This is a genomic window from Streptomyces sp. NPDC006544, assembly GCF_040611715.1.
Classification (GTDB): domain Bacteria; phylum Actinomycetota; class Actinomycetes; order Streptomycetales; family Streptomycetaceae; genus Streptomyces.
Genome location: NZ_JBEXOV010000022.1, coordinates 64,593 through 76,989 on the forward strand (window position 1 = coordinate 64,593; position 12,397 = coordinate 76,989).

Genomic DNA, 12,397 nt, shown 5'->3' on the forward strand with positions numbered 1-12,397 from the left:
TTCCGTCCTACGCGCCCACCGGGAAGTGCCCCCGGCGACGCCCCGATCCCGTCGAAAGCGAGCCCGTGACAGTGACCACCGCGCCCCCGGCCCCCGCCGGGGCCCCCGCCGAGGCCCGGGGCCGCACCCCGGACCCGATCGCCGAACTGGCGGCGGCCCACGGCCTGACGCTCAGCGGGGCCCGCCCCACGCTCCCCCGCTACCTCGGACAGCTCTGGGGGCGGCGCCACTTCGTGACCGCCCACGCCACCGCCCGGATGCACGCCCAGTACAGCCAGGCCGGCCTCGGCCAGATCTGGCACCTGGTGACCCCGCTGCTCAACGCGGCCGTCTACTACTTCATCTTCGGCGTGGTCATGCAGGCGAGCCACGGCGTGCCGGACTACCTGCCGTTCCTGCTCACCGGCGTCTTCGTCTGGGACTTCATCGGGAGCTGCGTCAACGCCGCCACCCGCTCCGTACAGGGCAACCTCGGCCTGGTGCGCGCCCTGCACTTCCCCCGCGCCTCGCTGCCCCTGTCCACCGTCGTCCAGCTCTTCCAGCAGCTGCTCGTCACCATGGGCGCACTGATCGTCCTGCTCCTCGCCTTCGGCCAGACCCCCACCCTGAACTGGCTGCTCGTCTTCCCGGCCCTGCTGCTGACGGCCGCCTTCTGCGCCGGCTGCGCCATGATCATGGCCCGGGTCGGGGCGAAGAGCCCGGACGTCAGCCAGCTGATGCCGTTCGTCCTGCGGACCTGGATGTACGCCTCGGGCGTCATGTGGTCCATCGACTCGATGCTCAGGACGGCCGACCTGCCGCGCTGGGTCTCGACGGCCCTCCAGCTCAACCCCGCGGCCGTGTTCATCGACCTGATGCGCTTCGCCCTCATCGACACGTACGGCGCGGACCGGCTCCCGCACCACGTATGGCCGATCGCGCTCGGCTGGGCGCTGATCGTGGGCGTGGGCGGGTTCGTCTTCTTCTGGAAGGCCGAGGAGGAGTACGGCCGTGGCTGACACCGCAAGCGCACCGGCGACCGCGTACGACCCCGCGTCCACGACGGGGACCGCCACCGCGACCGGCACCCGCACCGCCCCGCAGGTCCCTGACACCCGCGTCCCGACCGTCATCGCCGACGGGGTCCACGTGATCTACAAGGTGCACGGCACCGGAGGCCGCAAGGGCGGCGCCTCCGCCGCCCTGAGCCGGCTCTTCTCCCGCAAGGCCGCCCCCGGCATCCGCGAGGTGCACGCCGTGAAGGGCGTCAGCTTCACCGCGTACAAGGGCGAGGCCATCGGCCTGATCGGCAGCAACGGCTCCGGCAAGTCCACCCTGCTGTCCGCCGTCGCCGGCCTCCAGCCGGTGGCCCGCGGCAGGATCTTCTCGCACGGCCAGCCGTCCCTGCTCGGCGTGAACGCCGCCCTGATGAACGATCTGACGGGCGAGCGCAACGTCGTCCTCGGCGGTCTGGCGATGGGCATGACCAAGCAGCAGATCCGCGAGCGCTACCAGGGCATCGTCGACTTCTCGGGGATCAACGAGAAGGGCGACTTCATCTCGCTCCCCATGCGCACGTACTCCTCCGGCATGGGCGCCCGGCTCCGCTTCTCCATCGCCGCCGCCAAGGACCACGACGTCCTGATGATCGACGAGGCCCTGGCCACCGGGGACGCGGCCTTCCAGCGCCGCAGCCAGGCCCGCATCGAGGAGCTGCGCGAACAGGCCGGCACCGTCTTCCTCGTCTCCCACGGCATCGGCACGGTCCGCGAGACCTGCGACCGGGCGATCTGGCTGGAGGCGGGCGTCTTGCGCATGGACGGCCCCTCCGGGGAAGTCTGCGACGCCTACGAGGAGTTCACCCGCGCCCGGTGACCTCGCGCGAACGGGCCGGGCCCGGGACCACGAAGGTCCCGGGCCCGGCCTGTTCGTCGCGCGGGTGCGTCGCAGGTGCGCGCACGGAGCCCCGCGGGGCTACGTGTGCGTCCGCAGCAGCGACCTCATCGTCCGCATCGCGACCGACAGGTTCGCCAGGTCGAAGTCGTCCGACCCCTGGATCTCCTCCAGGGTCGACCGGGCGCGCCCGATGATCGCCGTGTTCTTCTCCTCCCACGCCTTGAAGCGTTCCTCGGGAGTCGAGGCGCCGTTGCCTACCGCCAGCACGTCGGCGGTCAGGGCAGCGTGCGCCGAGAACAGGTCCTCCCGGATGGAGGCACGGGCCATGGACTGCCAGCGGTCCGCCCGCGGCAGCTCGATGATCCGGTCCATGAGCTTGGTGATGTCCAGGCGGTCGGCGAGGTCGTAGTACACCTCGGCGACGGCCAGCGGCTCCACGCCCGTACGGTCCGAGATCGCGACGATGTCCAGCGTCGGGAAGGCCGACGAGAAGCCGGCCACCTTGGCCGCCAGCTCTTCCGGGACGCCCTCGCCGATCAGCTCGGCCATGACGGCCTCGTACCACTCCAGGTCCGCGCCGCGCACCAGCTTCGCCAGCTCCGACCAGACCCGCTCCACGCGGTCGGCGAAGAACTCGATGGTCCCGGTGATCTCGAGCGGCTGCGGCCGGTTGTTCAGCAGCCAGCGCGTGCCGCGCTCGACCAGGCGCCGCGAGTGCAGCCGCACCCGGGTCTGGACGTCCGCGGCGACCTTGTTGTCGAGGGCCTCCACGTCGTCCCACACCCCGGCCAGCCCGAAGATCTCGCGGGCCGCGAGCTGCGCCCGGACGATCTCCTCCAGGGAGGCCCCGGTCTCCTCGCGCAGACGGTGCAGGAAGGTCGAGCCACCGCTGTTGACGGTGTCGTTGACCAGCACCGTGGTGATGATCTCGCGGCGCAGCGCGTGCCCGTCGACCTGCTCGGGGAACTTCGTGAGCAGCGCGGCGGGGAAGTAGGCGTGCAGCAGGCGGGCGAGGTACGGGTCGTCCGGCAGCTCGGTGTGGATGAGCTCGTCCGCCACCGTGATCTTGGTGTAGGCGAACAGGACGGCCAGCTCCGGCTGGGTCAGGCCCCGGCCGGTGTTGAGCAGTTCGCGGATCTGCCGGTCGTTGGGCAGGAACTCCAGCGCGCGGTCCAGCAGGCCGTCACGGCCCAGGCGGCGCATGAAGCGCTGCTGGGCGTGGAGCAGGCTGGGGGCCTGGGCCGCGCCGTTGGCCAGCGCCACGTTCTGCGCGTAGTTGTTGCGCAGGACGAGCCGGCCGACCTCGTCGGTCATCTCGGCGAGGAACTTGTTGCGCTGCTTGACGGTCAGGTCGCCGTCGGTGACCACCGAGTTCAGCAGGATCTTGATGTTCACCTCGTGGTCGGAGGTGTCCACGCCCGCGCTGTTGTCGATGGCGTCGGTGTTGACCTTGCCGCCCTCGCCGCCGGCGCCGCTGCGGGCGAACTCGATGCGGCCGAGCTGGGTCAGACCCAGGTTGCCGCCCTCGCCGATGACCTGGGCGCGCACATCGGAGCCGTTGACGCGGATGGCGTCGTTGGCCTTGTCGCCGACGTCCGCGTGGGTCTCGGCCGTCGCCTTGACGTACGTGCCGATGCCGCCGTTCCACAGCAGGTCCACCGGGGACTGCAGGATCGCCTTCATCAGGTCGGCCGGGGTCATCTTCGTGACGCCCGCCTCGATGCCCAGGGCCTCGCGGACGTGGGCGTTGACCGGGATGGCCTTCGCGCTGCGCGGGTGGATGCCGCCGCCCGCGGACAGCAGCGAGGTGTCGTAGTCGGCCCACGAGGAGCGCGGCAGCTCGAACAGGCGCCGGCGCTCGGCGTACGAGGTGGCCGCGTCCGGGTCCGGGTCGATGAAGATGTGCCGGTGGTCGAAGGCGGCGACCAGGCGGATGTGCTCGGAGAGCAGCATGCCGTTGCCGAAGACGTCGCCGGACATGTCGCCGACGCCGACGACGGTGAAGTCCTGCGTCTGGGTGTCATGCCCGAGCTCGCGGAAGTGCCGCTTGACGGACTCCCAGGCGCCGCGGGCGGTGATGCCCATGCCCTTGTGGTCGTAGCCGGCCGAGCCGCCGGAGGCGAAGGCGTCGCCGAGCCAGAACCCGTAGGACTCCGCGACGCCGTTGGCGATGTCGGAGAACGTCGCGGTGCCCTTGTCGGCGGCGACGACGAGGTAGGTGTCGTCCTCGTCGTGGCGGACCACGGCCTTGGGGTGGACGACCTCGCCGCCGACCAGGTTGTCGGTGATGTCGAGCAGCGCCGAGATGAAGATCTTGTAAGAGGCGATGCCCTCGGCGAGCCACGCGTCGCGGTCCACCGACGGGTCGGGGAGGTTCTTCGCGACGAAGCCGCCCTTGGCGCCGACGGGCACGATGACGGTGTTCTTCACCATCTGCGCCTTGACCAGGCCGAGGATCTCCGTACGGAAGTCCTCGCGCCGGTCGGACCAGCGCAGACCGCCTCGGGCGACCTTGCCGAAGCGCAGGTGGACGCCCTCGACGCGCGGGGAGTACACCCAGATCTCGAAGGCGGGGCGCGGGGCCGGCAGGTCCGGGATGGCCTGCGGGTCGAACTTCATCGACACGTACGCGTGCTGCTCGCCCACACGGTTGAGCTGGAAGAAGTTGGTCCGCAGCGTCGCCTTGATGAGCGTGAGGAAGGACCGCAGGATCCGGTCCTCGTCGAGCGAGGCGACCTGGTCCAGGGCCCCGTCCAGCTCCTCGAGCATCGCGTCGACGAGCTCGCTGCCGGCCGACTGGCGGCCGGGCGACATCCGCGCCTCGAAGAGCGAGATCAGCAGCCGCGTGGTGTGGACGTTGTTGCGGAGGGTGTCCTCCATGTAGTCCTGGCTGAAGGTGGCTCCGGCCTGGCGCAGGTACTTGGCGTACGCGCGCAGGACGACCGCCTGGCGCCAGGTCAGCCCGGCGCTCAGGACCAGGGTGTTGAAGTTGTCGTTCTCGGCATCGCCCCGCCAGACCGCCGCGAAGGCTTCCTGGAACCGCTCGCGGGCGTCGTCGCCGAGGTACCCGGCGGCGCTGTCGCCGCTGGCGGAGAGCGGCATCCGCAGACCGAAGTCGTAGATCCACGCGTTGCTGCGGTCGCTGCACCGCAGCTCGTACGGCCGCTCGTCGGTGACCTCGACGCCCAGGCGCTGCAGGACCGGCAGGACGGCGGACAGGGAGACCTGCTCACCCGTCCGGTAGATCTTGAACCGGCGCTCGCCGGGGCCCGCGCCGACCGGCTCGTACAGCGACAGCGCGAACTCGCGGTCGCTGGCGGACAGCCGCTCCAGGTGGCACAGGTCGGCCACGGCCGCGCGCGGCGAGTGGTCGGCCTTGTAGCCCTCGGGGAAGGAGGTCCCGTACTTGCGCAGCAGCTCGGCGGCGCGCTCCTCGCCCAGCTCGGCGACCAGGGCCTCGCCGAAGCCGTCGGCCCAGGAGCGGGCGGCCTCCACGAGGCGGGCCTCGATGCGCTCGACGTCGGCGTCGGTCAGCTTGGGCAGCTCGGTGCCCTGCGGGACGCGGACGACGAAGTGGATGCGGGAGAGGATCGACTCGGTGTTCCAGGCGGTGAAGTCGACGCTGATGCCGTCGAGCTCCTCCTGCAGGATCGCGATCAGGCGCAGCCGCACGCCGGTGGTGTAGCGGTCGCGCGGCAGGTAGACCAGCGCCGAGTAGTAGCGCCCGTACTCGTCCTGGCGCAGGTACAGCCGCAGCCGGCGGCGCTCCTGGAGGTAGAGGACGGAGGTGGCGATGGCCTGGAGCTGGTCGACCGGGGTCTGGAACAGCTCGTCGCGCGGGTAGGTCTCCAGGATCTGCAGCAGGTCGCGGCCGTCGTGGCTGGAGGGCGCGAAGCCGGCGCCGTCGAGGACCTCGACGACCTTGCGGCGGATGACCGGGACGCGGCGCACCGACTCGGTGTACGCGGCGGAGGAGAACAGGCCGAGGAAGCGGCGTTCGCCGATGACGTTGCCGTCGGCGTCGAACTTCTTGACGCCCACGTAGTCGAGGTACGAGGGGCGGTGCACCGTGGAGCGGCTGTTGGCCTTGGTCAGCACCAGCAGGCGGTGCTCGCGGGCCTTGGCGCGGGCGTCGGCCGGCAGCCGGTTGAAGGACGGCGAGACGGGGTGGCCGTCGTCCTTGCCGCTGTGGTGCGGGTCGGCGCGCAGGATGCCGAGGCCGGTGCCGGGCACGGCGGCCAGGGAGTCGCCGTCGACGAGGTTGTACTCGCGGTAGCCCAGGAAGGTGAAGTGGTCGTCGGCGAGCCAGCGCAGCAGCTCGCGGGCCTCTTCGAGCTCGTACTCGCGCAGATCGGGCGCGGTCGGCTCCTTCGGCAGGTCCTCCGCGATGCGCAGCGCCGCGTCGCGCATCTTCTCCCAGTCCTCGACGGACTCCCGTACGTCGGACAGGACGCGCTGCAGGTCGGTGGTGATCTGCTTGAGGTCGGCCTTGTCGGTCTCGCGGTCGATCTCGACGTGGATCCAGGACTCGACGAGGGAGTCGTGGGGGCGCGCGGTGCGCGGACCGTGCGCGTCGCAGTCGGGGCCGAGGATCTCGATCAGCTTGCCGGTGACGTCACGGCGGACGACGACCTGCGGGTGGATCACGAGGTGGATGCCGCGTCCGTGGCGGGACAGCTCGTTGGTGACGCTGTCGACCAGGAAGGGCATGTCGTCCGTGACCACCTCGACGACGGAGTGGCTGGAGGTCCAGCCGTTCTCCTCCACCGTGGGGGTGTGCACGCGGACGCTCGCCTTGCCCTGCGGGCGCGTCTCCGCGATCCGGTAGTGCGAGAGCGCTGCCCCGAACACGTCGACCGGGTCCCGGTCGAGGAGGTCCTCGGGGGCGGTGTGCAGGTAGTAGCGCTGGAGGTAGGCGAGCATCGCGTCCTGATCCGGACGGTCGGGACGCTCTCCTTGCTCTGACCCAGTCGGAAGTAGCCCCCCGGCCGGGCTGTTCTCAGCTACCCGGGCCGCCCGCGCGAGCAGCTCGGCCTTTGCTTCGTCCAGCTTGGTCTGCATGTCCTCTGGCTCCTGTCGCGCGCCATTGCGTGACGTAGGTGAAGGAAGGAATGACGTAGCGCCGCGAGGCGGTGTGTCGGAATCCGTTCGGGATCGACGCTATGTCGTCGAGAGCGCCGCCTGGGAGGAAATCGGCCATGATCGGCAAGAGGTCCCGGCAGCGGGGATCAGCGAAGGCCCGGGCACGGTCGTGCGCCGGGCGCGGGGCGGAGGCTTCGGTGCCTCCGAGAACTATCGCGCTGATCACGGGTACCAGGCTATCTCGCCCCACCCCCGACTCGTCATGAGCTGTATGTGTACAAAACCAGGGGGGGAACTTTGACACTCTGGACAGCGACGCGCCCGCGCGGCCGTGCCGGTCGCCGCGTACGCCGCTATCCGGCCAGCTCGCGAGCAGTGCGTACGGCCTCCGCCAGGGTGTCCACGACGGGCACACCGGCTGATTCCAGACTGCTGCGGCTGTGCGAGCCGCCCGTGTAGAGAACGGCCCGCGCGCCCACGTGCGCGGCCGCCAGGGCGTCGTCCACGGCGTCTCCGATGAGGACCGTACGGGCGGCCGTCACCCCCGTCCCCTCCAGGGCCTGCAGGTGGCGTACGAGATGTCCCGCCTTCGTGGTGTGCGAGGGCCCGATGCGCCCGTCGACCCGCAGGAAGTGCCCGTCGATGCCGTGCGCCCGGACGAGCGGGACCAGCTTGTCGTGGGGCGCGAGGGACAGCAGGGACTGCGTGAGCCCTGCCGCCTGCCAGTCGCGCAGCAGCTCCCGGGCCCCTTCGGCGAGTCCGGCGGCGTCGGCGGCGGCCCAGTAGTGGCGGTGGAACGCCTCGTCCATGACGAGCCACTCCGCGTCCGTGGGCAGCCGCCCCATGAGGCGCTCGTAGAACTTCGGCACCGGCACGACGTACAGCTCGCGGTACCTCTCCAGCGTGATCGCCGCGAGGCCGAGCTCGGCGAACGAGGCGTTCGTGGCCGTCATCACGGCGTCGATGTCGTGGAGCAGGGTGCCGTTCCAGTCCCAGACGATGTGGGGGCTGACCGGCGTCACGAGCGTCATCTCGGGAAACGTCCCTTCGGGCGCCGTCACTTCAGCAGCCCCGGGATCTCCTGGACGCCGAACCACAGCAGCTCGTGGTCCTCGGCTCCGTCGACGGTGGACTGCGCGTCCTCGTCCCCCCGGCCGGCCGCCGGGACGGCGCGCACGGCCGCCTCCACGTCCTCCAGGGCGTCCTGCGCGTCCATGTGGACGGCGGCGGCCACCGCGAGCCGTACGGTCCCGGCGAGGGCCACCCGGCCGAGCGCGGCCTCCTCGTCGCCGGGGGCCGCGGTGGCGGCCGCGTCGTCCACGTCCACGGCCACGACGACCCGCTTGCGGGGCGCGGAGTCGTCCTCGGCGAGCATCCGCAGGGAGGCGGCGGCGGCCCGGCCCAGGGCGGCGTACTCGAGTTCCTCCATGTCGTCCGACACGTACCACTCGCGCAGGCCGGGCGTGACGGCGTACGCCCGCAACGGAGCCGGCCCCAGCTCACCCGCCTCGTGCGCCTCGGCGAGCCCGGGAAGGGTCAGGGGGACGTACACACGCATGGCCGGCCGCTTTCGGTAGTCGGAAACGCCCTCAGGATACGGCCCCCACCGGTTCGGGGTGCGGGGTCCCGACGGTCGGCGCCGCGGTCTCCCGAGCCCGCGGGCAGCCGGCCTCCGGGCACGGGCACGGCCGGCCTCCGAGCCTGCGGGCAGTCGGCCTCCGGGTGGGGGGCGCAGCCGGCTTCCGCGCGTGGGCGCGGCCGGCCTCCCGCGGGGGACGCGCACTGCGTCCGGTGACGGCTCCGGTCCCCCTTCGGGGTGCCGGGCCGGGACCGCGCGGCGTCCACCCGGCTCCCGTGGGGAGCGCGGCGGGGGCCCCGGGGCACCGGGCGCCCGAACCGGATAGGTGAAGGCGGATCCCGCCGCGGGGGCGGTTCCGGGCCGTTGCGGAGCGTGTTCGCGGGACCGTAGAAGTCCCCTACCAAGTTACCGCCCGGTACCGCTCCGGGCCCGGACTTCTCGGGGGCAGCGCATGACCACCAGGACCGCCCAGGCCAAGAACGCGACCCGGCCCGCCGGCCGCCACGACCAGCGCCGCCCGCCCGCCGTGATCCACCGCGGCCCGCACCACTGGTTCGCCGACCGGCTGCTCGCCGTGCTCAGCGGCCGCCGCCCGGTGCACTCCCTGATGGGCCACACCGTCGGCCCCGCCTACGACCAGCTGATCGGCCTGGCCCCCGCCGGCCCCACGGGCCCCGCGGACACCCCGGGCCCCGCGGACCCCCTCCCCCGCCCCGCGAGCCCCCCGGAGCCCGTACGCGACCGCCCGCGCCCCGTCGTCCGCCAGTGCGGCCGCTTCGTCCCCGGGCCGGGGGTCATCGAGGCGTTCGCCCGCATCGCGACGGGAGACCGCCTGACCGCGCTGGCGTTCCGCCTCGAACAGGGCGCCGACCTCCGCTGGCGCTGCGCCGCCGTCGAACTGCGCGGACCCCGCCCGTGACCCACCCCTGCCGCGGTGCACGACACGGCGCGGCGCAGCACGCCGCCGGGGCCGGACCCCACGTACGACGTGGTGTCCGGCCCCGGCGGGGGCGCCGCGCGCGGCGGCGGCTACTTCTTGCGGCGACGGCCGCCCGTGGCCTTCGCGGCCTTGCGGCGCTCCGCACGCGTCATCCCGGCGTCGTCCCCGGCGTCGGCGTCGAAGTCGCCCTCGACGACCCCGCCCTCGCCGTCCACCGTCGGCGCGGAGAAGTGCAGCCGGTCCGGACGCTGCGGAGCGTCCAGGCCCTTCGCCCGGATCTCCGGCTTGGTCAGCGACGGGCCCGCGTCCTGCACCGGGACCTCCTCGACCTGCTGCTCGACCTGGACCTCCAGGTTGAACAGGTAGCCGACGGACTCCTCCTTGATGCCCTCCTGCATGGCGTTGAACATGTCGAAGCCCTCGCGCTGGTACTCGACCAGCGGGTCCTTCTGGGCCATCGCCCGCAGGCCGATGCCCTCCTGCAGGTAGTCCATCTCGTACAGGTGCTCACGCCACTTGCGGTCCAGCACCGACAGCACCACGCGCCGCTCCAGCTCGCGCATGATGTCGGAACCGAGGGTGGCCTCGCGCGCCTCGTACTGCTCGTGGATGTCGTCCTTGACGGACTCCGCGATGAACTCGGCGGTGATGCCCGCGCGGTCGCCCGCCGCCTCCTCGAGCTCCTCGACCGTGACCTTGATCGGGTAGAGCTGCCCGAAGGCGTTCCACAGCCGGTCCAGGTCCCACTCCTCCGCGAACCCCTCGACCGTCTCGGCCGTGATGTACGCGTCGATCGTGTCGTCCATCATGTGCCGGATCTGCTCCTGGAGGTCTTCGCCCTCCAGGACCCGCCGGCGCTCCGCGTAGATGACCGTGCGCTGGTTGTTGAGGACCTCGTCGTACTTCAGGACGTTCTTGCGCGTCTCGAAGTTCTGGGTCTCGACCTGCGACTGGGCCGACGCGATGGCCCGCGTGACCATCTTGTTCTCGATCGGCACGTCGTCCGGCACGTTCGCCATCGACATGACCCGCTCGACCATCTGCGCCTTGAACAGGCGCATCAGGTCGTCGCCGAGCGAGAGGTAGAAGCGGGACTCGCCCGGGTCGCCCTGTCGGCCGGAGCGGCCGCGCAGCTGGTTGTCGATACGGCGCGACTCGTGGCGCTCGGTGCCCAGCACGTACAGCCCGCCGAGCTCCTTGACCTCCTCGAACTCCGCCTTCACGGCCGCCTCGGCCCGCGTGAGCGCCTCGGGAAGGGCGTGCGCCCACTCCTCGATGTGCTCCTCCGGGTCCAGGCCGCGCTGGCGCAGCTCTGCCTCGGCCAGGTCGTCCGGGTTGCCGCCGAGCTTGATGTCGGTACCGCGGCCGGCCATGTTCGTGGCGACCGTGACGGCGCCGCGGCGGCCCGCCTGGGCGACGATCGAGGCCTCGCGCTCGTGCTGCTTCGCGTTCAGCACCTCGTGCGGGATGCCGCGCTTGGACAACTGCTGCGAGAGGTACTCGGACTTCTCGACCGACGTCGTACCGACGAGGATCGGCTGGCCCTTCTCGTGCTTCTCCGCGATGTCGTCGACGACGGCGGCGAACTTCGCGACCTCGGTGCGGTAGATCAGGTCCGCCTGGTCCTTGCGGACCATGTCCCGGTTGGTCGGGATCGGGACGACACCGAGCTTGTAGATCTGGTGGAACTCGGCGGCCTCGGTCATGGCCGTACCGGTCATGCCCGACAGCTTCGAGTACAGGCGGAAGAAGTTCTGGAGGGTGATCGTGGCGAGGGTCTGGTTCTCGTCCTTGATGTCCACCCCTTCCTTCGCCTCGATCGCCTGGTGCATGCCCTCGTTGTAGCGGCGCCCGGCGAGGATGCGGCCGGTGTGCTCGTCGACGATCATGACCTCGCCGTCGATGACGACGTAGTCCTTGTCGGCCTTGAACAGTTCCTTCGCCTTGATGGCGTTGTTCAGGTAGCCGACGAGCGGGGTGTTCACCGACTCGTAGAGGTTCTCGATGCCGAGCCAGTCCTCGACCTTCGCGACACCGGACTCGTGGATGGCGACGGTGCGCTTCTTCTCGTCGACCTCGTAGTCGCCGGTCTCCTCGATGCCCTTGAGGGGCTGGCCGGGCTCGCCCTTGGTCAGGCGGGTGACCAGCTTCGCGAAGTCCGCGTACCACTTGGTGGCCTGGTCGGCCGGGCCGGAGATGATCAGCGGGGTACGGGCCTCGTCGACGAGGATCGAGTCGACCTCGTCGACCACGGCGAAGTTGTGGCCACGCTGGACCAGCTCGTCCTGCGACCACGCCATGTTGTCGCGGAGGTAGTCGAAGCCGAACTCGTTGTTCGTCCCGTACGTGATGTCGTACCCGTACTGCTCACGGCGCTGCGCCGGAGACATGTTCGCCAGGATGCACCCGACCTCCAGGCCGAGGAACTTGTGCACCCGGCCCATCATCTCGGAGTCGCGCTCGGCGAGGTAGTCGTTCACCGTGATCAGGTGGACGCCCTTGCCGGACAGCGCGTTCAGGTACGCCGGGAGCGTGCCGACGAGGGTCTTGCCCTCACCGGTCTTCATCTCGGCCACGTAGCCGAGGTGCAGAGCGGCGCCGCCCATGATCTGGACGTCGTAGTGACGCTGGCCGAGGACGCGCTTGGCGGCCTCGCGGACGGTCGCGAAGGCCTCGGGCAGCAGGTCGTCCAGGCTCTCGCCGTCCTGGAAGCGCTGCTTGTACTCGTCCGTGAGCGCACGCAAGTCGGCGTCGGAGAGGTTGACGAAGTCCTCTTCGATGGAGTTGACCTGGTCCGCGATGCGGTGCAGTTTTTTGAGGATCTTGCCTTCGCCTGCACGCATGAGCTTGTTGAAGACGGACACCGAGGTTTGTCTCCTTGCCGGTCGGGCCTGGCACTGGTTCGTGCGCGGGCACGGAGG

General features: G+C 71.0%; 7 protein-coding genes. 3 read left to right on the plus strand and 4 right to left on the minus strand.

Annotated elements, in window-relative coordinates:
* The first annotated feature begins 137 nt into the window (after window positions 1–137).
* Window positions 138–998, plus strand: a complete 861-nt coding sequence (locus tag ABZY44_RS13430) for an ABC transporter permease (protein WP_356653135.1) — start codon at window positions 138–140, stop codon at window positions 996–998.
* A gap of 112 nt (window positions 999–1,110) precedes the next feature.
* Window positions 1,111–1,854 (plus strand): ABC transporter ATP-binding protein, encoded by a 744-nt coding sequence (locus ABZY44_RS13435; RefSeq protein WP_356653137.1) that lies wholly within the window; start codon window positions 1,111–1,113, stop codon window positions 1,852–1,854.
* Between the two features lie 99 nt (window positions 1,855–1,953).
* Here ABZY44_RS13435 and ABZY44_RS13440 read toward each other — a convergent pair whose 3' ends face one another.
* The 3 genes from ABZY44_RS13440 to ABZY44_RS13450 all read right to left on the minus strand — a co-directional run bounded on the left by ABZY44_RS13440 (window position 1,954) and on the right by ABZY44_RS13450 (window position 8,515).
* On the minus strand, window positions 1,954–6,936 hold the full coding sequence (locus ABZY44_RS13440) for an NAD-glutamate dehydrogenase (RefSeq protein WP_356653094.1): 4,983 nt from the start codon (window positions 6,934–6,936) through the stop codon (window positions 1,954–1,956).
* 374 nt (window positions 6,937–7,310) lie between these two features.
* The gene (locus ABZY44_RS13445; RefSeq protein ID WP_356653096.1) at window positions 7,311–7,988 is read right to left on the minus strand and encodes an HAD family hydrolase; all 678 of its coding nucleotides are present in this window, start codon (window positions 7,986–7,988) and stop codon (window positions 7,311–7,313) included.
* Between the two features lie 26 nt (window positions 7,989–8,014).
* Complete coding sequence (locus tag ABZY44_RS13450) at window positions 8,015–8,515, minus strand: hypothetical protein (protein WP_356653098.1); 501 nt, start codon at window positions 8,513–8,515, stop codon at window positions 8,015–8,017.
* A gap of 472 nt (window positions 8,516–8,987) precedes the next feature.
* Between ABZY44_RS13450 and ABZY44_RS13455 the strand changes: the two genes are divergently transcribed.
* The gene (locus ABZY44_RS13455) at window positions 8,988–9,455 is read left to right on the plus strand and encodes an Rv3235 family protein (RefSeq protein ID WP_356653100.1); all 468 of its coding nucleotides are present in this window, start codon (window positions 8,988–8,990) and stop codon (window positions 9,453–9,455) included.
* A gap of 110 nt (window positions 9,456–9,565) precedes the next feature.
* Here the strand turns inward: ABZY44_RS13455 and secA are convergent, their stop codons facing one another.
* Window positions 9,566–12,340 carry a preprotein translocase subunit SecA gene (secA, locus tag ABZY44_RS13460; RefSeq protein ID WP_356653102.1) on the minus strand — a complete coding sequence of 925 codons (2,775 nt, stop codon included), beginning with the start codon at window positions 12,338–12,340 and terminating at the stop codon, window positions 9,566–9,568.
* Window positions 12,341–12,397 lie beyond the last annotated feature (57 nt).